Here is a 23,642-nt window from a genome sequence, read left to right on the forward strand (position 1 = left end):
AGAATCAGCGCGTGCCTGCCGTGGCCTTTTCGACGACGTTTTCGGTAGCCGCCCAGGACGCCAGGAGTTTCAAGCCTTCCTCGCTGGCACTTCCTGGCACGGCCGGGTAGACGGTGACGTGGAGGCCGGTATCCTCGTCGAGTTCGAGCTGCTGGTAGGTCAGTTCCAGCGATCCGACCACCGGGTGCTGGAAGGTCTTCATTCCCGAGCGGTGCCGCCGGACATTGTGCGCGGCCCAAAGGGTGCGGAATTCCTCGCTCCGCATGGACAACTCGCCCACGAGTTCGGCGATTGCCTTGTCATGGGGGAAGCGACCCGCGTGGCGGCGCAGGATCTCCACGTTGGTGTTCGCGGCACGGTTCCAATCGGGATAAAAATCCCGTCCGCGGGGATCCAGGAAGATGAACCGGGAGTGGTTCGCGGGGCCGGCCGTGCTCCGGAAGAGGTCGAAGTACATGGCGTAACCCAGAGCATTAGCAGCCACCACGTCCATGCGGTTGTTGGAGATCAGAGCCGGTGCTCCCGTAATGGAATCCAGGAAAAACTGGAGCGCGGGATCGATCGTGCGGGCCGCCTTCTTGACCTTTGTGCGCCCGCCCCGGTTGGCTGTCCGGGCGAGGTCGTAGAGGTGCTCGAGTTCTGCGCGGTCCAGTTGCAGCGCTCCGGCGATGGCGTCCAGGACGCTGTCCGATACGCCGGAGAGGTTTCCCCGCTCCAAGCGGATGTAGTAGTCGATACTGACACCGGCAAGCCGCGCCACTTCATCGCGCCGCAGGCCGGTGACCCGCCGTCGAATGCCGAAAGCTTCGATGCCTGCCTGCTCCGGGGTGATGCGCGCGCGGCGGGACATCAGGAACTCCCGCACTTCCGACCGATTGTCCATGCCCTCCACGTTACGACCCCCGTTGCCCGCGGTGAGAGGTTCTGTTGGAACCCGTATAAACGGTCCCTCCCACCTGTCCGCCAAGCCATGGTCCGATGGATCCCAGTTCACCTGAGAGGCCAATCCATGTCAGCAGATACCCGTACCGCCACGCCCGGCGCACACAAAGAAGGCCCGAACCCCGTGAGCCGTTGGGGCGGTGTCTTCGCAATGTCCTTTGGAGCGTTCGCCGTGGTGGCCTCCGAATTCATGCCCGTGAGTCTCCTGACTCCCATGGCCAATGATCTTCAGGTCTCCGAAGGGTTGGTGGGCCAGGGCATTGCGATCTCCGGGCTGTTCGCCGTCCTCACCAGCCTTTCCGTGTCCGTGGTAACCGGCAGGATGAACCGGCGCACCTTGCTGATCGGGCTGGCCGCGTTGATGGGTGCCTCCGGCGCCCTGATCGCCTTGGCCCCGGGGTACCTGCCATTCATGGTGGGCCGGGCATCCATCGGTGTTGTCATCGGCGGTTTCTGGTCCATGTCCGCTGCCACCGCCATGCGGCTGGTCGCCCCGGCGCAGGTGCCGCGTGCGCTGGCGATCGTCAACGGCGGCAATGCCCTGGCCACAGTTCTGGCTGCGCCGCTTGGCAGTTACCTGGGTTCGTTCATTGGTTGGCGGGGAGCATTTCTCTGCCTGGTGCCGGTCTCGGCGGTTTGTGTGGTGTGGCTCTGGATTTCCTTGCCGTCCCTCGCAGCGCCGCCCAGCGGGAACAAGGCCCGCGACATCCTTACCATCTTCACGGCTTTCAAGGACCGGACTGTCGCATGGGGCATGGCCGCCTGCGGGAGCTTCTTCATGGGCCAGTTCATCCTCTTCACCTACGTGCGGCCCTTCCTGGAAACCGTGACCCACATTGACGGTCCAGTGGTGTCCCTCGTGTTGCTGGTCATGGGCGTATCCGGATTCGTCGGGACCATGCTCATCGGCCGGTTCCTGGGTGCTGGCCTGTACCGGACACTCATGGTGATCCCTGTCGTCATGGCCCTCGTCGCAGTTGCCTTGATCCCGTTCGGTGGCGTGTTCGCCGTCGTCGTTGTTCTGTTGGGTTTCTGGGGGCTGTTGGGAACGTCCGCTCCGGTGGGCTGGTGGAGTTGGGTGGCGCAAGCGATGCCGCGCAACGCCGAACAGGGCGGTGGGCTCATGGTGGCCGTGGTTCAGACATGCATTGCCTTGGGCTCCACAGTTGGCGGAGTGCTGTTCGACTCGCTGGGCTTTGAAAGTACCTTCCTGGCAAGTTCCGTGGTCCTTCTGGTGTCGGCGTTCCTGGCGTTCATGACGAAGCGCGTGTCACGCAGGCGGTAGCCGCGATCTGGCGCCCCGGCCCGCAGCTGTTGTAAATTGAGGGCGAACGTAGGCAGACGCAATCCATCCGGTGGGCCTGCTCGCAGCGGTCAATGCATCGCGAACCCCACCGGGCCTGATGCCGCCGCGCACCCCTGGTATCCCTCGTGCAGCGGCCGGCAGCATATTGCGAAAGGTGCCGCCCATGCGTGCAATCCCGTTCCCCCTTCCCGCTTGCTCGAGCAGGAACTCATGGCCCGTCTTGCGCGCCTGGACCTGGAAGCCAAGGTCCGGCTGCTGTCGGGCAAGGACCACTGGAGCACCTACGCCGATGAATCGATCGGGCTGCGCTCCCTGGTTCTCTCCGACGGAACCGTGGGAATCCGCGGCGTGCGGTGGACCGAGGCGGACACCTCCATCAATATCCCTTCGGCGACGGCGCTGGCAGCAACGTTCGACGCTCGCGTGGCGGCCGCCATGGGTGGCGTCATCGGCGCGGAAGCCAGGCGCAAGGGCGTGGATGTCGTCCTTGGACCGGTGGTCAATCTTCAGCGCACCCCCTACGGCGGACGCCACTTCGAAGCGTTCAGCGAGGACCCGTACCTCACGGCCATCATGGGGGCGGCCATGGTGCGGGGAATCCAAGCCGAGGGCCCGGCCACCACAGCCAAACACTTCATCGCGAACGAGGCCGAAACGGACAGGCTGAATTCGAACTCGGTGGTCCCTGAGAATGTATTGCGGGAGGCCTACATGGCCCCGTTCGAAGCGATCGTCAAAGCCGGTGGCCTCGGCATCATGTCCTCCTACAATCGGGTCAACGGCACCCCGGCCGTCGAGTCGGACCTCGTGACGGAGATTTTGGAGCGCGAATGGGGATTCGACGGTTTGGTGGTTTCCGACTGGGGAGCCATCCGGACTGTGGAGTCGACAGCGCTGGGTGGTACCGACCTGGCGATGCCCGGCCCCAGGACCATGTGGGCCGCGGGCCTCGTGGATGCAGTCCGCCAAGGACGCGTCCCGGAGGCGGCCGTCGACAACAAGGTGCTCCGGCTGCTGCGGCTGGCGGCCCGGCTCGGAGCCCTCGACGGCATTGAGCCACTGGTGGACCGGGATGCCCTCCCCACGCCGCCGTCCGCGGAATCGTCCGGGATACGCCGGCTTCTGCGGGACACCGGGGCCAAGGGCATGGTGCTGTTGCGCAATGAGGACCGGGCCTTGCCGTTGACGACGGCGGCACGGAAGATCGCCGTCGTCGGTCCTGCCGCTGTGGTGCCGAGAACCAACGGCGGCGGCAGCGCGGCGGTCATCGCTCCCCCGACCGTGCCGCCCCTGGAGGCGCTGCGCGCGGCCATGCCGGACACCCTGTTCCATTACAGCGAGGGGGTCCGCCCCACCACGCTGGTGAAGACCCTTTCCGCAGCGAACGGCTCCGCGCCGGGAGGCCAGGGCGTGGTCCTCATTGAATTCCTGGACCAGGAAGGCCGCACGCTGGGCAGCGAAACACGCGACCGCTGCGACACTCTGACGTACGGGATGGGCTACCCCGACGGCGTTCCGGAGGACGAGGTCAAGGCCATCCGGGCAAGCACCCTCCTCACCGCCGACACCCCGGGCGATTACGTGTTCTCCGCGGCGGGCGTGGGCCACGCGCAGGTGACCGTGGACGGCGTCGCCCGGTTCGATGGGGATCTCATCCCCATTAATGGCGACGCCGTGGTGGGCATGTCCCTGCCGCCGCAAGCGCTGATTGACCTCGCCATGGCGCCGGGACAGGCGGTGGGGGTGGTCTTCACCTACACGCCGGCGCAGCGGACCGTGGCCTCCCTCCGTTTGGGCTTTGATTCAGCAGCACCCGACGCCGACCTGCTGATCGCGGAGGCGGTGGAGTCGGCCCGCGATGCGGACTGCGTCATCGTCTTTGCAGGCACGGGTTCGGAAGACGAAGCTGAAGGTTTCGACCGGACCACACTCGCTCTGCCGGGGCGCCAGGACGAACTGGTGGCAGCGGTGGCGGCCGTGAGCGCGAAGACCATCGTGGTGGTCAATTCCGGGGCGCCCGTTCTCCTGCCCTGGCGTGACCAGGTGGATGCCATCCTCCTGACGTGGTTCGGCGGCCAGGAAATGGGCTGGGCTGTGGCGGACGTTCTGACCGGAGAGGCAGAGCCCGGTGGCAGGCTGCCCGTCACCTTCCCGTCCCGTGAGGAAGGTCTGCCTTCGCCGCAGCCGCAGAATGGCGACGTGGTCTATCGCGAAGGGCTCGCCATCGGCTACCGCGCCGGGGCGGAAACCGCACCTGCTTACGCCTTCGGGCACGGACTGGGCTACGGAAGCTGGAGCCTGTCACAGCTGGAGGCCCGGGCACAGGAGGAGGACGTCGCTGTGACCGTCCGGCTCAGGAACCATTCCGCCCGGGCGTCCAGCGAAGTGGTTCAGCTCTACCTCTCCCGGGGGCAGAGCCGGGTGGAAAGGCCCGCCCTGTGGTTCGCGGGGGCGGCCGTTTCCGAGCTGCCTGCAGGAGCGGAAGACACGGTTTCCGTGACGATTCCCCGGCGTTTGTTCGAGCACTGGGACACCGCCGCCGGCTCCTGGTCCCTGGAGCCCGGGATCTTCCACCTCCGCGCGGGGACGTCCAGTGCGGATTTACCTTTGATGACGGACATCCGGGTGGACTTGGCCGGGGCGGATGCGTTGCGTTTAGGCTGAACGTGGCACCAACTCCCTACCGAGGATGACGGAGAAAACCATGACTGAAGCAAACACGACTGCGCGCGCAGAACAACTGAAGGCCCTGCATGAAGCGCCGGAAATCCTGAGTGTCGTCAATGTTTGGGATGCGGTCAGTGCCACCACGGTGGCCGCCCTCCCCCAGACAAAAGCCATCGCCACCGCCGGGCACTCCATCGCCGCGGCTTTCGGCTACAAGGACGGAACCATGCCCTTGGACGTGGCGCTCAGCGGAGTGGAGAGGATCGTCAAGGCTGTGGACGTCCCCGTCACTGCAGATCTCGACGACGGATATGAGGATCCTGCCGAAACCATCCGGCGCGCTATTGGCATCGGAGTCGTGGGCGCCAACGTTGAGGACCGCCTGCGGCCGTTCGACGAAGCGGTTGCCCGCGTCAAGGCGATCATCGATGCCGCCAACGCCGAGGGTATTCCGTTCCAGCTGAATGCCCGCACGGACGCGATCGTCCGCGGTGGTGACCGTCCGATCAAGGAAAGCATCGATGACGCCATCGCACGCGGTCGGGCCTTCCTCGACGCCGGTGCAGCGCTGGTTTTCGTGCCGGGCGCGCTGAACCGTGATCTCATCGAACCGCTTGTTGAGGGCCTCGGCCACGGCAAGCTCTCCGTGATCGGCGCTCCCGGAGCGTTGCCTGCTGCCGAGCTCCAGGAACTCGGCGTAGCCCGGGTGTCCTACGGTCCGTTCACCCAGCGGGTGGCCCTCCGCGCTCTTCAGGATCTGGCCTCTGATCTGTACGGCTCCGGCGTCATCCCAACGGACACCCCGGCGCTGAACTAGGCCTAAGCCGTCCCGGCCCGCTCTGAGCGAGCGGGCCGGGACCGGCCTTGGCCAGCGTTCCCGGCACCTCTTTCAGTGCTTGCTGCGTGGTCCTAAAATTACTGTGCAATGCGGGCAACAGAGACCGAGCAGAAGGGGCGCGGTTGCCATGGCCAAAAGTCCATTCCACCACGGTAAACCGGATCAAAACAGTGACGGCAAGGTGCACAGGACCCGCTTCGGCGAGTGGCTGCAGCGCGAGGACTCAGGCGTGGAGGGAACCGGCAGCAGTATTTTCATACGTCGCCACGATGACCACCAGCCACCTGAACGCACGTGCATCCAAGGCCACGAGATAGCGCCGGGGGAAACGCACTGCTCCCAAGGACACCCAGTAGGTTGACGCTCCAGGCCGTAACCGGTTACGAAGTCGACCGAGTATCAAAAGCCGCCGCCGATTCCCGCAGGAGCCGGGCCACCGTGTCCAAGGGAAGGCTTGTCGGCCTTCGCCTGTCGAACCGACGCAGCGCGATGTGCCTCGTCCCCAAACCCGGCACATCCAGGACGTCCACCTGGTCCTGGACCACTCCTGTCAACGCCAGGGTGGGCACGATCGCAACACCTTCCCCGGCCGCCACCAGCGCCAAGGCAGTCAGTGTGTCCTGGTATTGGTGAATCGTCTCGATGTGGGCACCCGTCGAATGGCGCAGGCGGCCAAGCACGGCAATGTTGGCTGCGGACGGCTCTACGCCCAGCCACGGCAGGGGCAGGCGGCTCAGGTCCAGATTGTCCGTGCTGAGCAGTGATCCCGCCGGCACCACCAGCTTCCACGGCTCATCCAGCAGTGGTTCTTCCACCATCCCGGCTGCCAGGGGACGTTGATCCGAGGTCGTCGAATCCTGCTCAACCACCACGGCATCCAGCTGGCGTTGTCGGAAGAGACGCATGAGCGCCGGGAAGCCGTCCTCCACCAGCTGGATCTGCAGTTGCGGGTACTGGACGCGCCACTCCGGAAGGCGCGGAATGACCACCGTGCGCATGAAGCTGGTGAACCCACCTACCCGCACAACTCCCGCGACCTCCGCTTCTCCCTGCATCCGCGAGCGCGCCACGTTCAACGCCCGCTCTATTTCCTCCCCGGCCTCCGCCATGGCCAGTCCGGCCGGTGTCAGCACTGAACCTTTGGGGGTTCGGAGGAGCAGCGCCTGGCCTGCTTCGTTCTCCAATTTGGTGAGTTGCTGGGACACTGCGGACGGTGTGATCCGCAGTTCGTCGGCAGCGGCGAGGACCCCTCCGGTACGGGCGACGGCGAGGAGGACGAGCAGGCGTCGGGGGTCCATTTCCATGTTCAGAGATTCTAAATACGGGCTTCAGAATAATGCAATTGAACTAAAGGCAGCTATCCCCCAAAATTTAGTTCAAGGCCGTTCTTCGCTCTGAAGGGCCGGTCTCTGCATTCGGCAGAAAAACCCCTGAAACCATTCGTCGCCCGGCCACTTCCGGCTGCCTGGACATGAGAGGACCCCCGATGGAACTGCTGTGGGAAATTACCGGTTGGGCCGGTGCGGCGGCGATGCTCTGTGCCTACATGACAGTGTCCATGGGATGGATCAAGCCGGGCAGTACCTTCCAGGCCGTGAACCTGTTTGGCTCCTGCGCGTTCATCATCAACGGCACCCTCCACCAAGCGTGGCCCTCGGTGGTGACCAACGTGGCATGGTTCCTCATCTCAGCGGTGGCGCTGCTGCGGATGCGCTCCCGGACGGAGGCTGCAGTCGCCGAGCCCGAACCGATGACCGCCCCGGCCCTCGCCACCATGGACCCAGCCGGCTGGGACACAGGCGGCTGGGACACAGGCGCCCGGGACAGCATCACGGACACAGCCGCGCAGATGGTCATCCCGCGGCCCAGCCAGGCAGTCAACTGCGCGTAATCCGCGTATCCCTGGGCTGCACATCACACAAGGTAACCTCCCGTCGTCGTCGTAAGCGGCAACGCTTAGGGTGGGCAATAAGCGCCGACCGACAGAGAAGGAAGCCATGCCCACCCCAGACCGTCCGCTGCGCAAGCTTGGATTCCTCACCATCGGCCTGTTCGATCCCGCGGATCCGGCTGCGGGGCACCGCTCCACCCTGGAGATCATCGAACTCGGCGAGCGTTTGGGATTCGACAGTGCCTGGTTGCGCCACCGGCATCTGCAGTACGGAATTTCGTCGCCGGTTGCGGTGATGGCAGCGGCCAGCCAACGGACCTCGAAGATCGAGCTGGGCACCGCGGTGACACCGCTGGGTTGGGAGAATCCGCTTCGCCTGGCCGAGGACCTGGCCACAGTGGACCTACTCAGCGGAGGCCGCATCAATCCGGGGGTCAGCGTCGGCGTACCGATGCACTACGACACCGTCAAGCACGAGCTCTACCCGGATTCCGCGGACACCGAAGATTTCAGCTACGCCCGTGTGGACCGTTTTGCCCGGCTGGTCGCCGGCGGGAAGGTGCGGGAGTTTTCCGGCAAGCAGGGCGTGGTGGAGGAGTTCTCAAACCGCGTGGAACCCCATTCCGCCGGGCTGCGTGAACGGATTTGGTATGGAGCAGCGAGCCTGAAGTCGGCAACGTGGGCGGGGGAGAACGGCTTCAACCTGCTTACCAGCAGCGTGGTGTTCCCGGGCCCGGATGAAGAGCCGGATTTTGCTGCAGTACAGCAACGGCAGATCCGCGCTTTCCGTGGCGCGGCTGAGGCAAGCGGCAGCAGCACCGCCCGCGTCTCGCAAGGACTGGTGGTGATCCCCACGGACTCGGCTTCCAGTGCCCAGCGGGAGAAGTACCAGCGCTATGTCGATGAGCGGACTCCGCGCACCAGCGCGCCCCAAGGCCCGCAGCGCATGATGTTCGCGCGGGACCTCATCGGCAGCAGCGATGAGATTGCCGAACAGTTGTACGCGCACCAGGGCTTCCAGGAAGTGGACGAGGTAGCGTTCGCGTTGCCGTTCAGCTTCGAGCACGAGGACTACGTGCAGATCCTCACCGACATCGCGGGCACGTTGGGGCCGGCGCTGGGGTGGGCGCCGACGGAATAGCCTCAGTCCACGAATTCGGACTGGGTCTCGATGAAGTCCCAGTCGGCCGTGGTCAGCACACCGCTGACTTTGTCCGGATGGGGACCGCCGGCCTCGGCGATATGTTGCAGGACCTGCAGGGGGAGTTCTTCCACGCGCAGGTTCTCGCGCAGCCATTCCTTGCTGTCCATGTGCAGATCAAGCCACCACATGTAGATTTCCACCGCGGGACCACCTTCCGTCGGTTTAACGGTAGGCCTGGTCGGTTGCCGCTTCAAGGCCTGAAACCCCTTGCGGGGTGGCCGTCGTAGGGCCAATCTGTACGTAGGAACCACAAGGGACCCGCGATGGACTGTGACATCGAGCTGGAAATCGACGCTGGCTCTGCACGCGGTGAATATACGGTGCACGTGGTCCGTGCGCCGGCGGGAGGGCATGCGTCCGGAGCCTTCACCTTGGACGTAGATGGCATCCAGGACCGGCTTCCGCAGCTAGAAGCCACCGTCCTGGCTTCCGCGGTCGCCGCCCGGCGGACGTTGCCTATCGCCGAGGTTGCGGTTCGGGAAGTGGGGCAGGAACTCTTTCAAGCCCTCTTTACCCGTGAGGTGTACGGCACTTACCGGGCAAGCCTTGGGGCAACACAGCATTCGGGCCAGCAACTTCGCGTAGTGCTTCGGCTCGCTGCTCCGGAGTTGGCCATGATGCCGTGGGAGACCCTCTTCGACCCCGGGACAGAGACCTACCTTTGCCAGACAGAGCCGCTCATCCGGCACATCCCGGCCCCCGATTACAACCAGAACCCGCTGGACGTCGCACCTCCGCTGAGGATTCTGGGCATCGTCGCATCGCCGCGCGACCTTCCTGCCCTTGACGTCGAGACCGAGAAGGACCACTTGGGCCGGGCTTTGGCCGGCCCCATGAGCGAGGGCCGCGTGGAACTGGTGTGGTCCAAAACCGGGACCTGGGATGACGTCCAGTCGATGCTCCTCGCCGGCCCATGGCATGTGGTCCATTTTGTCGGGCATGGCGACTACGACCCCCGCACGGACGAGGGCCGGATCGCCCTGGTGGGCCAGGACGGACGTGCAGCCATGGTCCGCGCCGTCCGCTTGATGGCCCTGCTCAGCGTGGCCTCCCCCAGGCCACGGCTGGTGGTGCTCAATTCGTGTTCTTCCGGTGAGATGGGCCAGACCGACCTCTTCTCCGGGACGGCTGCCGCGCTGGTCAGGAGCGGAATAGGCGCTGTGGCGGCCATGCAGTTCGCCATCAGCGACGCCGCCGCGATCGCCTTCGCCCACGGCTTCTACGCCGCAATAGCCAACGGCCGCACGGTGGACGAAGCCGCCCGCGTTGGCCGCATCTCGGTCATGGCCAGCCCCGACGGCACGTTGGAATGGGTCACGCCGGCCCTCTACGTCCGGGGCGGCTCCACGCAGCTCTTCACGCTGACGGGGCCGCCGCGCGCACCGGCTTACAGTGAAAGCACGACGGCGGCCGCCGCGTCGGGTGGTCAGGCTGCGGTGCCGCCCCCTGCTGTTGCGAACACCGAACAAGCCCACACCGATCAGGCGATGAAGCGGGCCCAGCTGAGGGCGTTGTACGTGCAGGCAACCGCGGAATTGCGTGCCCGGCGATTCGAGCAGGCCGTCGAGTTGTTTGAGGACCTACTCACTCTGGAACCCGGTTACAGGGACGCTGCAACGCAAAGGGATGCGGCCCGCAGACGGCTGGAGCTGGCACGTATCTACCGCGAGGCGCTCCAGGCGGAGGAATCCGGCGATTGGTTGGCCGCTGCGGACGGCTTCGCCTTGGTCCTGGATGACCCCGAGTATCCTCAAGCCGCAGCGCGCAAACAGGACTGCGAGCGAAAGCAACGCGTCTCCGACCTAGAGGGGGAACTGCGGTACCACTCCTCCCAGGGCTCCTGGCAGGCAGTGCTCGACGTTTCCAGTGAATTGGCTTCAGTGGACCCCTCGGCGGCGGATCCCGGCGGGCTCGCCACGGCAGCGCGTGCCGAAATCGAGAAGGCCAAGCCAAAGCAAACCCCTTCCGCGGAGGAGTCCCAAACTGATATGGCCGGCACCCGGGGTTCGTACACCACCGTGTATCAGCCCCCGCCCCAACCGCGCGCTGCGCCGCTGACCGGTGTGCCGGCGTCGAATATTGCAGCTGCCCAAGCCGGGCAAAGCCCGGTGACATCACAGCCGGGCGCGTCCGCGCCATTGAATGCGGTTCCCCTTGCCTGGGGCGGTGCCGTCCTGGCGGTGGCCGGCGGGCTTGGGGTGTGCTTTGCCGTCTACTTCCTGTGGTTCGATGACAACTATTGGTACGAGAGCGGCGGCGACGCATCCCTGAGGATCCTCTACGGTTTGGTGGCTCCCCTGGGATACCTGCTGCTGGCCGTCGCCGGCCTTCCGGATCGGACCATCATCGGACGCCTGGTGATGGCCGGAGTTGTTGTCTCAGGTGCGGTCTTTGGACTTTCGGGACTGAATTACAGCGTGGAGCTGACAGCTGTGGTGTTCAGCTTCGTGCATGCAGGTTTTGGGTTGTGCGCGGGCATCCTGGCCATGCGTTCCAGGCAATCCAGGCTTATGGGCTGGCTGCTGCTCTGGCCCACACTGTCCGTGCCGCTGGTCTGGGTCCAGGACAAGGGAGTGTTCCTTGAATCCTGGTACCGGACACACGCCTACTTTGCCTTGATACAGCTTTTTGTGGTTTGCGCGGCCGGCATGGCTTTCCTGGCGGCCTCCCGCCGCCTGCGTGCGCGGTCAACGGAAAGGATTGGAAAATGACACACCTGGTGGAGTTCGCAACGGATGACGGCGGCACCGTGATCGTGGAGGTGGCGAGCACTGCCGGCAGCCTGGTGACACGGGGTGGTGAGCACACGGCTGATCACTCGGGGGTCTTCGCGCGTGCCCAGCAGACGTTCCAACGGGCCCTCGAGCATGTCCGTCCCGCGGTCCAAGGCGTCATTGACGAGTTGCTCAGCCTGGAAAACCGCCCCGATGAGCTGAGTGTGGAGTTCGGGATAGACCTACATGCGGAGGCGGGCGCCTTTATCGCATCGGCCAGCACGGCATCCAACTTCAAGGTGCGGCTGACGTGGAACAAGCCTGTTCAACAGCACGGCGCGGCGCAACAATAAGGGTATGGCTGAGGAAAATTTCAGCGGGCCCATTCCCCTCGTGGTGGGCGTCCTTCCCGACCAGCACGTGGAGGTGCTGCAAACGGCCCGGACCCTGGCCGAGCAGCTCGGCGTGCCGCTGGTGTGCGCCTACGTGGACGAGGCCAGCTACCTCGTGGAGTGGGATCCCTCCCGCGAAACCCACAGGATGTCGCTGCACCCGGAAAAGGACGACGCCGAGGTGGACGCGGTCCGGGGGGATCTCGGCAAGATGATCGGGGAAGCCATGGATGGCGGCAGCGCCGACTGGACCCTGCGGCTGCTGGCCGGCGATCCCGCCCGGGCCCTGGGCCGGCTGGCGGCGGACATCAACGCCTCCATGATCATTGTGGGCTCGCCGGAACCTGGTTTGGGGCACCGGATTTCCGAGGCCCTCAACGGTTCCGTGGCTGCCTGGCTCAGCCATCACCAGCGCCGGCCGGTGCTGATTGTGCCCCAGAAAAAGCGCCATGACGGGGACCGGAGAAACTAAAGCGAAAGTACTTATTCGAGGTGGTGGCATTGGGGTCCCATGGCACGTAGAGTGATGAGTGCAGGAAGCGAAAGCGCCTGCTCAAAGACCGCTCCGGAGTGCGTATCCCCCAATAACGCACTCCGGAGCTCTTTGCTTTAAAGGCAGCGCGATGCGGCCACTACCTCCTTAAAGCACATCGGCCCCGGCATGCCTTTTGACAGGCATGCCGGGGCCGATCCGGTTTCACATTGGCTCGTGACGGCAGAAGCTCACGACGCCGGAACCCACCGTGGGTGCCGGCGGTTCACCTCACGAAGGTGTACAGCAGGGCCGCCATTCCGAAGCCCACAATGGACAGCACGGTTTCCAGCACGGTCCAGGTCTTCAGGGTGTCCTTGACGGACATGTTGAAGTACTTGGAGATGATCCAGAATCCGCCGTCGTTGACGTGGCTGGCGATGATGGAGCCGGAGGAAATGGCCACCACGATCAGGGCGAGCTGCGGCTGGGAGTACCCGGTGGCCAGGCTCGGTGCCAGGATGCCGCCGGTGGTCACGATTGCCACGGTGGCCGAGCCTTGGGCGATGCGCATGCCCGCACTGATGACGAACGCGGACAGGATGATCGGCAGGCCGGCCTGGGACAGCGAGTCCGCAACAGCCTTACCAACACCCGTGGCGGACAGGACTGCTCCGAAGAAGGCACCGGCACCGACCACGAGGAGAATCATGCCAACGGGCCGCAGCGAAGATCCCGTGATTTCACTGAGCTCGGCGGAGGTCATGCCGCGGCGGATGCCCAGCAGCCACATGGCCAGCAGCACGGCCACGGTCAATGCGATGGCCGGGTTGCCGAAGAACTGGAGGACGTCCCGGAAAGCCCCGGGAGGAGCGAAGATGTTGCCGAACGTGCCGCCAAGGATGAGGATCATGGGCAGGCCGATGGCCAGCAGCACCAGGCCGATGGACGGTTCGTGGCCCCGGGCTCCCTCGGCCTCGGGAACGATCCGGTCTTCCGGAACGGACACCATCACGCGCTTGCCGATGTACGTACCCCACAGGATGCCGGAAGCGAACCAGGCGGGGATGCCGCAGATGAGGCCCATGAGGATGATCCAGCCAAGGTCAACGTGGAAGAGGCCGGCAGCGGCAACAGGGCCGGGGTGCGGAGGCAGGAAGGCGTGGGTTACGGACAGGCCTGCCAGCAGCGGCAGTGCGTACAGTGCCAGGGACTTGCCGCCGCGGATGGCGGCAACATAGACCAGCGGCGCCAGGACGAAGATGCCGATATCGAAGAACACCGGAATACCCAGTACGAAGCCGGTGATGCCCATGGCAAGCGGGGTGCCCTTTTCACCGAAGATCTTCACGAGCCTGCCGAGCAGCACTTCCGCGCCGCCGGACCGTTCCAGGATGGCGCCCAGCACGGTACCGAGGCCGATGATCACGGTGATGTGGCCGAGGATGCCGGCGAATCCCTTTTCGATGAGGGCGTCGCTGCTCTTGGTGGCCGAACCCACCAGGGCTTCCACGGAAATCCCGCCGACCAGGGCCACGATCACACCCGTCCCCACGAGGGCGATGAACGGTTCGAGCTTGACCTTGATGATCAGGAACAGCAGCAACGCGATGCCCGCGCCTGCCAGGAGGAGCAGGCCGGCGGTGTCGTGCCGCAGCCATTCAAGAAATTCATTCATGGGCGTTTCTTTCTGGGTGAGTCCTACTTGAGGGTGCTGGTGAAGGCTGCGGCACGTGCCGCGATGTCTGCCCAATCGCCGGCAGCGACTGCTGCGGGCGGGACCACGCTGGTGCCACAGCAGACTGCGGCAGCACCGGCGTCGAGATAGCTCTTGGCGTTGGAGGCGTCGATGCCTCCCGAAGGCAGCAAGCGGATGCCCGGGTACGGGCCCTGCAGGTCCTTCAGGTACGCCGGACCGAGCTGGCGGGCGGGGAAAATCTTGACGGCGGCCGAACCCAGGTCCAGGGCCTGCGCCACCTCTGTGGGGGTCATGGCGCCGAGGCTGAAGGGGATTCCCGCAGCCGCAGCGACGGCGGCGACCTCGGGCCGGAGCCCGGGCGTCACCAGGAACTTCGCCCCGGCGTCGATCGCTGCGCGGGCTTGGTCACCGGTCATGACGGTGCCGATTCCGACGGCGGCACCGTGGTCCGCTGCCGTCTCGGCCGCGCGCTTGACGTGCTTGAGCGCATCCGGCGTGGTGAACGTCAGCTCGACGCTGCGGATGCCGCCGCTGGCCAAGGCACGGCAGAGGTCGGCCGCGTCCGTAATGGAGGGCGCCCGGACCACAGCGAGCGTGCGGTCCGTTTCGAGCTGCTGGAGGAATTCTTCGGGGGTCATGAGGTGCTGCTTCCTACTCGGGTGAGGCCGTCGCTGTGTCTGCGGAGGGCGCGGCCGGCGCGTGCGCCGGTGGGTTTGCCGCCGTCGATCGCTGCCGTGCCGTTGACGAACACGTAGTGGATGCCGTCGGCGGCCTGGCGGGGATTCTCGAACGTGGCGGTATCGCGGATGGTTGCGGGGTCGAAGAGCACGACGTCGGCTGCGTAACCTTCGCGGACCAGTCCCCTGCCGCTGAGCTTGAGGCGGGCGGCGGGCCGGCCCGTGAGGTGGTGGACTGTTTCTTCGAGGCTGAGCAGGCCGAGGTCGCGGGAGTAATGGCCGAGGTAGCGCGGGAACGTGCCCCAGGCGCGGGGGTGTGGTTTGGCGCCGACCAGGAGTCCGTCACTGCCGCCGGTGTGCGTGCGGTGCTTCATGATGGCCTGGACGTTTTCCTCGTGACCGACGTGTTGCAGGATGCCGGTGCCGAGGCGGTCTTCGGTGAGGATGCGCACGAACACGTCGAAGGGATCCTGCCGGGCTTCGGCCGCGATGTCCTTGATGGTCTTTCCCACGAGTTCTGCGAGCGCCGGGTTCTGCACTCCGCTGATTTCGAGGGTGTCCCACTCGGCAACGACGCCGTGGCACCCGTCGGAGCCGTAGATCTCCACGGCTTCGCGGATGCGCGCGCGGGTGTCCGGGTCCGCCAGCCGGGCCAGGGTGGCCTCGGTGCCGCCGGATGAGGCCCAACTCGGCAGGATCGCGGAGAGCGTGGTGGCGCCGGGGAGGTAGGGGTAGGTGTCCAAGGTGATGTCCACGCCTTGGTCCAGGGCTTGGTCGATCAAGTCCAGGAGTTCCCCGGCGCGGCCCTTGTTTTCGGCGAAGTTCATGGTGGCGTGGGAAAGGTGGAGGGCGCAGCCGGTATCGCGGCTGAGGGAGATCATCTCGGCGTAGGCTCCCAGGGCGCCCTTGCCGTAGGAGCGGTGGTGCGGTGCGTAGAAGCCGCCCAGCTCACCCACCGTGCGGAGGAGCCCGGCAAGTTCCTCGGTCTGCGCGTACATACCGGGCGTGTAGGTCAGCCCGGAGCTCATGCCGACGGCGCCTTCTTCCATCGCCGCGCGGATGACGTCCTGCATGTGCTGTTGTTGCCCGGGCGTGGGGTCTCCTTCAGCGAAACCCATCACCATGGCCCGGACGGTCCCTTGGGGTACGAGGTAGGCGGCGTTGGTGGCGATGCGGCCGCCCTCTTCTACGCTGTCGAGGCGGTCGAGGTACTCGCCCACGGTCCGCCAGTTCCAGTCGAAGCCGGCCGGGTTGTCGTTCCAGCCCGCAATTTTCTCCCGGACACCGGCCAGTGTGGCGTCGTCCACGGGCGCATAGGACAGTCCGTCCTGGCCCAACAGTTCCGTGGTGACGCCTTGGCTGAGCTTGGCGTAGTGGTCCCGGTTGACCAACAACTGCAGGTCGGAATGCGCGTGCATGTCGATGAAGCCGGGGCTCAGGACCAAACCGGAAGCGTCGATGACACGCTCGGCGCCCGTGTCCGCTGGGGTGAGGCTACCGGCGTCGACGACGGCGGCAATCACCGCGCCGTCCAGCAGGACGTCCGCTTGGCGGCGGTCCGCTCCGGTTCCGTCCACCAGGGTGGCATTGCTGATGAGGGTCTTCATGGTGGGTCCTAGAAGAAGGTGTGGATGAGGTCGACGACGGTCAGGTCGCCGCCCGGCGTGGAATCCGCGAGCACCGGGATGACCGTCCATTTGTCGAAGGCGGTGCACGGATGGGACAGGCCCAGCCGGACGACGTCGCCTGGGCGGACGGTGGTGGTATCGGGGTTGAAGGCCAGGAAGCTGTGCTGGTCGTTGACCGAGGTGATTTCGGCTCCGACCAGGGCCTCCATGGCTCCGCCGAGGGTTGAGCCGATGAACTGCGGCTCGGGCAGGCCTTCGTCGAACGGAAGGTCCCGCTTGCCGGCGTCGAGGAGTGCAAGGCCCGGTTCCGGTTGCGACACAACCCGTGCCCAGCCGTACATTCCGGGGCTGAAGGGTTGGTTGCCCGCCCGGGAGAACGGCGAGATTCCGCGGTAGAAACCGTCGTCGTGGATGATGTAGGCGCCGCTGCGGATCATGAGATCCACTTTCAAGGAATGAGACACAGTCGGGGCCGCCTCCGCTGTGGTGCTGATGCAGGGGGACAGCACAGTGACGACGTCGTCGAAGTACGCGCTGCCACCGGCCGTGATGATGACGGAGCCGGAACCGTACAACCCGGCGGCGAGCAGCTCCTCGTGAAGCAGCCGCATCTTGGCGAGGTACCCGCGGACGGCGGCCAGTCCGGCGTCGTCCGCTGTGTGCGCGAGCGAGCCTTCGTACCCGGCGACGCCCACAAGGCGAAGGTGCTCCGCGGCATCAACGGCCCGGGCAACCTCAAGCGCGGCATCCACACCGCGGGCTCCGGTCCGCCCACCGTGTGCGCCCAGCTCAACCAGGACATCCAGAACAGAGTCGGTGCCGGCCAAGGTCCGTTCGATCAGCGCGACCGTGTCCACTGAATCAACCCAGGACAGGATGGTGGAGTCCTGCTCCGCCACCCACTGGATGGCGTGGGGATCCGTGAGGCTGTTGGCGAGCTGCAGGTTGCGGACGCCGAACCCGCGGGCCACCCGCAACTGCGCGAAGTTGGCCAGCGTGATGCCCCAGGCTCCCCGGTTGAGCTGCTCGGTCCAGAGCTGCGGGGACATGGTGGTTTTGCCGTGGGGAGCGAGCAACACGCCCTTGCCTGCGCACCACTTCGCCAGGTGGTCGGCGTTGCCCTGGAGTGCCTGGGCGTCGAGGGTGAGCAGCGGGGTCTGCAGCGCGGCCAGAGTTGGCTTGGCCGCAAGGAACTCAGCGTGCGTGATCCCGTTGGCGGCGGCGGGGATGGCCTTGTGGCGCCAGTCGAGCCGGCGCTCGGCCAAGGATGCCACGGCGGTTGCCGAGATGGCTTCGGAAGTGTCCACGCGTTGATTCCCTTCGCGGTGCTGCGGCGTTGAAGCTGCGTTTTGGGTTGATTCTCTTGCGTTGCGTATTTTGCAACGCTGGTTGCAAACCTGCTGGTGATATGTCTAACATGGTGGCGGATAGAGAGTCAAGGCCGCTGCGAAGCGCGCGAACCTATGGGAGAACGAGTGCTTTCAGCTGTATGTGTCGGCGAAACCATGGCCATGCTTACCCCTGTCCAAGCCGTCCCCCTGCATCTGGCAACGGAGCTGCACTGCGGGATCGGCGGCGCCGAATCCAACGTCGCCATGGGCCTGGCAGCCATGGGACTGGACACCCACTGGGTCAGCCGGGTGGGCCACGACGGCTTCGGCACGCGTATCCTCCACGATCTCCGGAACCACGGAGTGGGCGTCTCAGGCGTCGAAGTCGACTCCCAGCGTCCCACCGGCCTTTACGTGAAGGTCCCGGCCCAGGATTCAGACCCCGACGGCGGCAGCTCAGTCCTCTACTACCGGCAAGGATCCGCGGCGTCGGCCATGGGACGGGAAACACTCTCCAATCCCGCGGTGTCCTCCCTGCTGGAAAAAGCTACCCTGATCCACCTGAGCGGAATCACCGCCGCCCTCTCCCCCGAGTGCCTATCCCTCCTCGAAGCGATCCTCACCGCACCCCGGAACGGTCGGACCATCAGCTTCGACGTCAACTGGCGCGAAGCCTTGTGGGCAGGCCAGGACCGTTCCGTCCTGCAGCGGCTGGCGAACCTCGCCGACGTCGTGCTTGTCGGAAAAGACGAAGCCGAACACGCTTTCGGAACCACTGATGAAGCCGAACTCCGCCGCCTGATGCCCGACCCCAAGGTCCTGGTCATCAAGAACGAGGCCATCAGCGCCATCTCTTTGGACCGGAGCGGCACCCGGGAAGAGGTGCCCGCACTGTCGGTCGCCGTCGTCGAACCTGTTGGCGCCGGTGACTCGTTCGCCGCCGGGTACCTCAGCGGCATGTTGTTCGGACTCGGCCAGAAAGAGAGCCTCCGCCGGGGCCATGTCGCCGCTGCCTGCACGCTGACGGTCCACGGCGACCGGGGTCCACTGCCGTCCGCGGAGGACCTCGCGGCCATCCTCGATTCTTCGGATGGGGCTTGGGCTGCTATCCATGTTGAAGACGGACAATTCAACACCGGAACCGGAGCGTGACACCTTGAGCCAAAGCCTCATGCGGGCCATCGACCTGCTCGGCCAACTCGCCGCGAAGCCAGCCACCCTGGATGAACTCTCATCCAAGGCATCCGTACACAAGACCACCGTGATGCGGCTCCTGCACGCCCTCGAAGAAAAACGGCTGGTAGTGCGGGACGAGGACCAACGGTTCATGCTCGGCTCCAAGCTGTTCGAACTGTCCTCGCTGGCGCTGGAACAGCGGGACATCCGCAAAGTGGCCCACCCCCATCTGGCCGAACTCAACGGCAAGACCGGGCACACCGTGCACCTTGCCGCCTTCGAAGGAAGCGAGGTGGTGTACATCGACAAGTTCGAGTCCCACCACCCCGTCCGCATGTACTCGCGCATCGGCCTGACTGCATCGCTGCACTCGGCCGCTGTGTCCAAAGTCCTCCTCGCCGACATGCCGCGCAGCCGGCAGGAAAAGATCGCGGCGGGGCTGGACTACGTGAAAGTTACCGAGAACACCCTGACCTCGCCGGAGGCCTTGTTGGCCGAACTCGAGCAGGTCAAGGAACAGGGCTGGGCACACGACAACGCCGAGCACGAAGCGTTCGTGCACTGCATCGCGGCCCCCATCCGCGACGCCAGCGGCGCCGTTGTTGCCGCAGCCTCTTGTTCGGTACCGGTAGTGATGCTCAGCTATGAAGGCTTGCTTGAGCTGCTGCCCGACCTCAAAGCCAGCACCGAGGCCATCTCCAACGACCTCGGCTGGATCAGCCACGAAAGGAACCCAGCATGAGTGAAAAGACCGTAGTACTGACCGAAAACGCCCCCGCCCCGGCGCACGTATTCTCCCAGGGCATCAAGAAGGGCGGCATGTTCCAGGTTTCGGGCCAAGGCCCTATGGACCCCGCCACCAACCAGTACATCGGCGAGGGCGACGTCCGCGTCCAGACCCGCCGCACCCTGGAGAACGTCAAGGCCATCCTGGAAGCCGGCGGATCCTCCGTCGAAGACGTCCTCATGTTCCGCGTCTACCTCACCACCCGCGACGACTTCGCCGCCATGAACGAGGTCTACGGCGAGTTCATCCGCGAGAACGTCCCCAGCGGCCAGCTGCCCAGCCGCACCACCGTGTTCGTGGACCTGCCGCACGAGGTCATGCTGGTGGAGATCGACGCCTTGGCAGTCACCGCGTAACGCTCCCGCACATCCCTCAAGCTTGAGGCCAACGCTCGCGCACATCCCTCAAGCTTGAACCCAACGCTCCCGCACATCCCTCAAGCTTGAAGCCAACGCTCCCGCACATCCCTCAAGCTTGAAGCCAACGCTCCCGCACAGGGATAAAGCCCGACGGCGGCACTCACTTGGGTGCCGCCGTCGGGCTTTAAGAGTTTGGCGCCTTAGAAGGCGGTCACCCGTGCGGGTGCCTCCACCTTCTGGAAGCGGAGCTTCCACGGGGTAAGCGCGGATTCGAGTTGTTCGCGAAGGTCCATCTTGGATGCGCCTTCCACCCGCTCTTCAAAATGGATGGGAACCTCCATGATCTCCAGGCCGTGCCGGGCTGCCCGGTAGTTCATCTCCACCTGGAATGAATATCCGTCGCTTTGGATGGACGCCACATCGATCTGTTGCAACGCAGAAGCTGTCCACGCCTTGTATCCCGCCGTGGCATCCTTGACCTTCAACCCCAGGATTGCGCCGACATAGAAGTTGGCCCACGCCGAAAGGGCCTTGCGGTGCCAGGGCCATTCGGCCGCAGTGGAGCCGCCAGTGACGTAGCGCGAACCAATCACGAGCGCCGCCCCGGAATCCTGGATCCGTTCAAGCATGGTGTGGATTGCAGCTACAGGGTGGGACAGATCTGCGTCCATTTGGATGATGATCTCCGAGTTCCCGGCCAGCGCCTCGGTCATTCCCGCCACATAGGCCCGGCCCAGTCCATCCTTTTCCTTCCGGTGCAGGACGGACACTGTTCCCCGGGATTCCGCCGACAATCGATCAGCCACCATCCCGGTCCCGTCAGGTGAGCTGTCATCAACAACCAGCACGTGCAGATTCGGAATACTGAGTGCCTGGAGCTGGGCGACAAGAACCGGCAGGTTCTCGCGCTCATTGTAGGTAGGCACAACGACGGTAATTTTCGGAAAAACAGCAGTCAAAACGAGGGTCCCCAATTCGGTGTTCGATAATTGCCGGGGCTCAATGCTGCTATGCGCGGCCCCGGGCACCGCCAGTCTATTGAGCCAAGCTGAAGAATCGTGGAAAGCTGTAGCTCCACGACCCGCTTTGAATCTGAAACGCCCCCGACACGCCGGAAACGACGGCGTGTCCCGGCACTCCCGGCTTGAAAGAGGGTCAGGACGAGACGCGGCGCCCAACGACCGAGGCAGGCACGGCCGGAATTCGCTGCCGTTTGGCGTAGACCCTCGCCCGCTGGCTGGAAAGTGCCAGGAGAACCAGGATGTCGGTGGCCAGGCCTGAGAGTCCGGCTTCGAGGGTGATGTTGGTGCTTCCGGTGAAGTAGTCAATGGCCTGGACAACCACCGATATGGAACTGAGGCCCATTGCGATCACCCGGGCTCCGTTGCTGCCCAGGAAAATCCGCCAGGCAAGGAAAATCTCACCCAGGCCGAACAACAGCACCGCGATGGCAACGAAGGTGACCACCGCCGTCGTGGTTTGCGGGTCAAGGGGGTCGCCGTCGGCGGTGAGGTCCGTGAAGACCTCGGACGAAGTCAGCAGCGTCAGGGCGAGGACGAAGGCCGCGATGGACCTGGCCACCACCAACGCGGCACCCATCATGGTGGGAGCCGGCCGCCTGTCACGGCTGTCAGTGGGACGGGAAGGCTGGCCGGCCGGGACAGTCACGGACCGCGCGTCGATAATGGGCAGGTCGCCGTCAGTGGAGATTGAATCCCCGCCGCCGTTCCGCGAGTGGTAGCCGGTAGAGAAGTCCTTGATGACGTGAACGGCCACCGCGGGCCCGGCTTCGGAAACTGTCCGCACGATGTGGTCACGCTCAACGTCCGTGTTCTGCTCGATCTTATGCGTGATCTGGAGGGTGAACAGCGAGAAACCGACGCTGCGGTCGTAGGTTCCGGCGGCAAGCCAGTCCACCTTATGACCGCCCGGCAGGAGCCCGCCATCGGGGCAGCGCCAGAACCGGACGTGGTGGCGTTTGCCGGGGTTGTTGTCCACTTCCTGCTGATAGGCGAAATCCTGTTGCCGGTCGAACAGGTAGAGCGGGCTGACCGGCGCCTCGGAATAGCTTTGCCTGAAAATGGTGGAGCTGACGATGCGGCGGCTGCTGCCGAAGGTGACGTCGTCCGCCTGCGTCCAGCCGGCAGCGCGCATGATGGCGTGGATTTGCGGCTCGTGGCCGAGCAACGCGACGTTCACGGGATCGCCCAGGAGTCCGTCACTGGTCCGGGCGCGCCCGATGAAGTAGCCCGGAACATAAATAGTGGTCAGGATGCGGTGCAGGCGGGGCAGGAGCAGATAAGCAAGAAATGCCCAGAAGAAGAAGTAGAACCACACCTGGCCCCAACCCAGATGGAAACTCTCCCCCACCAGCAGGAACGCCAGCCACACCGCAGCCGCCCCGCCCAGGATGAAGAACGCATGGTCCAGCCGGCTGTCAGTCACGTCCCTGCTCGGCGCCTTGTACACAGAGAGCCCCCTTTGCTTGCTTCAAGCTTCGGGCCTCGCGCGGGGGATGTACAGATACCGTTCAGGTTCAGTCGGGGCCGCTGACCTTGAGTTGCCCGTGGTCAACGAGCCAGCGCAGGGACTCGTGCACGGCCTGTTCGGGCTCGTAGCGCGGTGCGTAGCCCAGGAGGGATTTGGCTTTTTCGATGGTGAGGCAATGGTTGCGGGACAAGTGGGCCCAGCTCGTGTCGGCGTGTTCGGGTGTGCTGGTCCGGCGGAATTCGTCCCATCCGACCGTCTCAAGATGCGGCTCCTGGCCGAACCAGGACGCCGCAATCCTGGCGTAGCCGCGAACGCTCAGGGCCGTGGGAGCGACGATGTTGAAGTCTTCGCCGGCCGCCGCATCACGGCGGTCGATGGCTTTCTCAAAGGCCTGCGCGAGGTCGTCGGCATGGACGTGATGCATCATTTCCGCACCGCTTCCCGGCATGAGCACTGTCTGCCCGCCGGAGATCTTCTGCCACACCGTGGGGTCGAAATTCCCAAGCGGCCCCACCGGATGCCAGCCCGGCCCCACGATATGGCCGGGATGCAGCGACGTCGTGACCAGGCCGCCGGACGCCGTCTCCTCCTTCAGCATGCGGGCGATGTCGCGCTTCTGGATGCCGTACTCATCAGTCGGTTCGAGGGCGGAATCCGAGCCCTCCGCCAACGGCAACTTCAAGCTCTCGCCGTACCGCCAGATGGATCCACAGTGCAGGAGATGCCCCACCTCGCCACGGAGACGGTTCACCAGCGCGGTGGCCGAGTCGAGCGTGAAGCAGACAAGGTCAACCACGACGTCGGCACCCAGCTCCGCGACCCTGTCACCGAAGGTGCCGGCACGGTCCTCCTGCTCACGGTCCGCAGCGACCTGGCGGACCTGCTGCCATTCGGGTGAATCCGTGTAGGGCGTGCTGGTTCCGCGGCTGATGTTGACCACCTCATGCCCCGCACGGACGAGCCTGGGAACGAGGAAGGAGCCGATGTGGCCGCTGCCTCCGATGACAACTGTCTTCATGGTGTCCACTTCGCCTTTGCTCCGGGGCCGGGAGTTCCAGCGTAGTCCGGC

Annotated in this window: 21 protein-coding genes; 11 read left to right on the plus strand and 10 right to left on the minus strand. The window is 65.1% G+C overall.

The features are described 5' to 3' along the window. Positions 1–4: 4 nt before the first annotated feature. Entirely contained in the window at positions 5–883 is an 879-nt protein-coding gene (locus tag AB4Y81_RS04725) for a helix-turn-helix transcriptional regulator (protein ID WP_018779361.1), read from the minus strand. 126 nt (positions 884–1,009) lie between these two features. On the opposite strand from AB4Y81_RS04725, the gene AB4Y81_RS04730 reads away from it, so the two are divergent. The 3 genes from AB4Y81_RS04730 to AB4Y81_RS04740 all read left to right on the plus strand — a co-directional run bounded on the left by AB4Y81_RS04730 (position 1,010) and on the right by AB4Y81_RS04740 (position 5,732). After that, positions 1,010–2,227 (plus strand): MFS transporter, encoded by a 1,218-nt coding sequence (locus AB4Y81_RS04730; protein ID WP_422757703.1) that lies wholly within the window; start codon positions 1,010–1,012, stop codon positions 2,225–2,227. A gap of 231 nt (positions 2,228–2,458) precedes the next feature. Continuing rightward, on the plus strand, positions 2,459–4,912 hold the full coding sequence (locus AB4Y81_RS04735) for a glycoside hydrolase family 3 C-terminal domain-containing protein (RefSeq protein ID WP_441995436.1): 2,454 nt from the start codon (positions 2,459–2,461) through the stop codon (positions 4,910–4,912). A gap of 40 nt (positions 4,913–4,952) precedes the next feature. Further along, positions 4,953–5,732 (plus strand): isocitrate lyase/PEP mutase family protein, encoded by a 780-nt coding sequence (locus AB4Y81_RS04740; RefSeq protein WP_064722414.1) that lies wholly within the window; start codon positions 4,953–4,955, stop codon positions 5,730–5,732. A gap of 401 nt (positions 5,733–6,133) precedes the next feature. Here the strand turns inward: AB4Y81_RS04740 and AB4Y81_RS04745 are convergent, their stop codons facing one another. Beyond that, entirely contained in the window at positions 6,134–7,057 is a 924-nt protein-coding gene (locus AB4Y81_RS04745) for a LysR family transcriptional regulator (protein WP_039243456.1), read from the minus strand. 182 nt (positions 7,058–7,239) lie between these two features. Between AB4Y81_RS04745 and AB4Y81_RS04750 the strand changes: the two genes are divergently transcribed. Together AB4Y81_RS04750 and AB4Y81_RS04755 are read left to right on the plus strand one after the other, a co-directional pair. Beyond that, entirely contained in the window at positions 7,240–7,644 is a 405-nt protein-coding gene (locus AB4Y81_RS04750; RefSeq protein ID WP_018779366.1) for a CBU_0592 family membrane protein, read from the plus strand. Positions 7,645–7,750: 106 nt separating this feature from the next. After that, a complete protein-coding gene (locus AB4Y81_RS04755) occupies positions 7,751–8,785 on the plus strand; it encodes an LLM class flavin-dependent oxidoreductase (RefSeq protein ID WP_441995437.1) in 1,035 nt (344 codons plus the stop codon). Between the two features lie 2 nt (positions 8,786–8,787). Here AB4Y81_RS04755 and AB4Y81_RS04760 read toward each other — a convergent pair whose 3' ends face one another. Beyond that, positions 8,788–8,988, minus strand: a complete 201-nt coding sequence (locus AB4Y81_RS04760; protein WP_018779368.1) for a hypothetical protein — start codon at positions 8,986–8,988, stop codon at positions 8,788–8,790. Between the two features lie 123 nt (positions 8,989–9,111). Between AB4Y81_RS04760 and AB4Y81_RS04765 the strand changes: the two genes are divergently transcribed. Genes AB4Y81_RS04765 through AB4Y81_RS04775 form a run of 3 tightly spaced genes read left to right on the plus strand, consistent with a single transcriptional unit; the run spans position 9,112 to position 12,426 of the window. Next, positions 9,112–11,559: a CHAT domain-containing protein gene (locus AB4Y81_RS04765; RefSeq protein ID WP_441995438.1), complete on the plus strand. Its 2,448-nt coding sequence runs from the start codon at positions 9,112–9,114 to the stop codon at positions 11,557–11,559. Next, positions 11,556–11,915 (plus strand): CU044_2847 family protein, encoded by a 360-nt coding sequence (locus AB4Y81_RS04770; protein WP_018779370.1) that lies wholly within the window; start codon positions 11,556–11,558, stop codon positions 11,913–11,915. Before AB4Y81_RS04765 ends, AB4Y81_RS04770 begins: the two co-directional genes overlap by 4 nt. A gap of 4 nt (positions 11,916–11,919) precedes the next feature. Beyond that, the gene (locus tag AB4Y81_RS04775) at positions 11,920–12,426 is read left to right on the plus strand and encodes a universal stress protein (protein ID WP_064722409.1); all 507 of its coding nucleotides are present in this window, start codon (positions 11,920–11,922) and stop codon (positions 12,424–12,426) included. A gap of 286 nt (positions 12,427–12,712) precedes the next feature. Here the strand turns inward: AB4Y81_RS04775 and AB4Y81_RS04780 are convergent, their stop codons facing one another. From AB4Y81_RS04780 to AB4Y81_RS04795, 4 genes are read right to left on the minus strand one after another with little or no spacing between them, the layout of a single operon-like run. Then, positions 12,713–14,104 (minus strand): GntP family permease, encoded by a 1,392-nt coding sequence (locus AB4Y81_RS04780; protein ID WP_018779372.1) that lies wholly within the window; start codon positions 14,102–14,104, stop codon positions 12,713–12,715. Positions 14,105–14,127: 23 nt separating this feature from the next. Further along, positions 14,128–14,763 carry a bifunctional 4-hydroxy-2-oxoglutarate aldolase/2-dehydro-3-deoxy-phosphogluconate aldolase gene (locus AB4Y81_RS04785; protein WP_018779373.1) on the minus strand — a complete coding sequence of 212 codons (636 nt, stop codon included), beginning with the start codon at positions 14,761–14,763 and terminating at the stop codon, positions 14,128–14,130. Then, the gene (locus AB4Y81_RS04790; RefSeq protein ID WP_441995439.1) at positions 14,760–16,409 is read right to left on the minus strand and encodes an N-acyl-D-amino-acid deacylase family protein; all 1,650 of its coding nucleotides are present in this window, start codon (positions 16,407–16,409) and stop codon (positions 14,760–14,762) included. Before AB4Y81_RS04790 ends, AB4Y81_RS04785 begins: the two co-directional genes overlap by 4 nt. Positions 16,410–16,417: 8 nt before the next feature. Further along, the gene (locus tag AB4Y81_RS04795; protein WP_441995440.1) at positions 16,418–17,737 is read right to left on the minus strand and encodes an alanine racemase; all 1,320 of its coding nucleotides are present in this window, start codon (positions 17,735–17,737) and stop codon (positions 16,418–16,420) included. Positions 17,738–17,905: 168 nt separating this feature from the next. On the opposite strand from AB4Y81_RS04795, the gene AB4Y81_RS04800 reads away from it, so the two are divergent. Genes AB4Y81_RS04800 through AB4Y81_RS04810 form a run of 3 tightly spaced genes read left to right on the plus strand, consistent with a single transcriptional unit; the run spans position 17,906 to position 20,080 of the window. Continuing rightward, positions 17,906–18,913: a sugar kinase gene (locus AB4Y81_RS04800; protein WP_416430091.1), complete on the plus strand. Its 1,008-nt coding sequence runs from the start codon at positions 17,906–17,908 to the stop codon at positions 18,911–18,913. A 4-nt stretch (positions 18,914–18,917) separates the two neighbouring features. Next, positions 18,918–19,679 carry an IclR family transcriptional regulator gene (locus AB4Y81_RS04805; protein WP_039243513.1) on the plus strand — a complete coding sequence of 254 codons (762 nt, stop codon included), beginning with the start codon at positions 18,918–18,920 and terminating at the stop codon, positions 19,677–19,679. Continuing rightward, on the plus strand, positions 19,676–20,080 hold the full coding sequence (locus AB4Y81_RS04810) for a RidA family protein (protein WP_017197328.1): 405 nt from the start codon (positions 19,676–19,678) through the stop codon (positions 20,078–20,080). Before AB4Y81_RS04805 ends, AB4Y81_RS04810 begins: the two co-directional genes overlap by 4 nt. A gap of 203 nt (positions 20,081–20,283) precedes the next feature. On the opposite strand, the gene AB4Y81_RS04815 is transcribed toward AB4Y81_RS04810, so the two are convergent. The 3 genes from AB4Y81_RS04815 to AB4Y81_RS04825 all read right to left on the minus strand — a co-directional run bounded on the left by AB4Y81_RS04815 (position 20,284) and on the right by AB4Y81_RS04825 (position 23,591). After that, positions 20,284–21,111: a polyprenol monophosphomannose synthase gene (locus tag AB4Y81_RS04815; protein WP_441995441.1), complete on the minus strand. Its 828-nt coding sequence runs from the start codon at positions 21,109–21,111 to the stop codon at positions 20,284–20,286. A 127-nt stretch (positions 21,112–21,238) separates the two neighbouring features. After that, entirely contained in the window at positions 21,239–22,552 is a 1,314-nt protein-coding gene (locus AB4Y81_RS04820) for an LssY C-terminal domain-containing protein (RefSeq protein WP_441995442.1), read from the minus strand. A 67-nt stretch (positions 22,553–22,619) separates the two neighbouring features. Next, a complete protein-coding gene (locus AB4Y81_RS04825) occupies positions 22,620–23,591 on the minus strand; it encodes an NAD-dependent epimerase/dehydratase family protein (RefSeq protein WP_441995443.1) in 972 nt (323 codons plus the stop codon). Positions 23,592–23,642 lie beyond the last annotated feature (51 nt).

The sequence above is a fragment of the Paenarthrobacter sp. TAF1 genome (genome assembly GCF_052113825.1).
Taxonomy (GTDB): domain Bacteria; phylum Actinomycetota; class Actinomycetes; order Actinomycetales; family Micrococcaceae; genus Arthrobacter; species Arthrobacter nicotinovorans.

Coding starts and splice junctions, on each gene's coding strand:
- AB4Y81_RS04725 (WP_018779361.1), bottom strand. CDS start 883: ATGGACAATCGGTCGGAAGTGCGGGAGTTCCTGATGTCCCGCCGCGCG.
- AB4Y81_RS04730 (WP_422757703.1), top strand. CDS start 1,010: ATGTCAGCAGATACCCGTACCGCCACGCCCGGCGCACACAAAGAAGGC.
- AB4Y81_RS04735 (WP_441995436.1), top strand. CDS start 2,459: ATGGCCCGTCTTGCGCGCCTGGACCTGGAAGCCAAGGTCCGGCTGCTG.
- AB4Y81_RS04740 (WP_064722414.1), top strand. CDS start 4,953: ATGACTGAAGCAAACACGACTGCGCGCGCAGAACAACTGAAGGCCCTG.
- AB4Y81_RS04745 (WP_039243456.1), bottom strand. CDS start 7,057: ATGGAAATGGACCCCCGACGCCTGCTCGTCCTCCTCGCCGTCGCCCGT.
- AB4Y81_RS04750 (WP_018779366.1), top strand. CDS start 7,240: ATGGAACTGCTGTGGGAAATTACCGGTTGGGCCGGTGCGGCGGCGATG.
- AB4Y81_RS04755 (WP_441995437.1), top strand. CDS start 7,751: ATGCCCACCCCAGACCGTCCGCTGCGCAAGCTTGGATTCCTCACCATC.
- AB4Y81_RS04765 (WP_441995438.1), top strand. CDS start 9,112: ATGGACTGTGACATCGAGCTGGAAATCGACGCTGGCTCTGCACGCGGT.
- AB4Y81_RS04770 (WP_018779370.1), top strand. CDS start 11,556: ATGACACACCTGGTGGAGTTCGCAACGGATGACGGCGGCACCGTGATC.
- AB4Y81_RS04775 (WP_064722409.1), top strand. CDS start 11,920: ATGGCTGAGGAAAATTTCAGCGGGCCCATTCCCCTCGTGGTGGGCGTC.
- AB4Y81_RS04780 (WP_018779372.1), bottom strand. CDS start 14,104: ATGAATGAATTTCTTGAATGGCTGCGGCACGACACCGCCGGCCTGCTC.
- AB4Y81_RS04785 (WP_018779373.1), bottom strand. CDS start 14,763: ATGACCCCCGAAGAATTCCTCCAGCAGCTCGAAACGGACCGCACGCTC.
- AB4Y81_RS04790 (WP_441995439.1), bottom strand. CDS start 16,409: ATGAAGACCCTCATCAGCAATGCCACCCTGGTGGACGGAACCGGAGCG.
- AB4Y81_RS04810 (WP_017197328.1), top strand. CDS start 19,676: ATGAGTGAAAAGACCGTAGTACTGACCGAAAACGCCCCCGCCCCGGCG.
- AB4Y81_RS04825 (WP_441995443.1), bottom strand. CDS start 23,591: ATGAAGACAGTTGTCATCGGAGGCAGCGGCCACATCGGCTCCTTCCTC.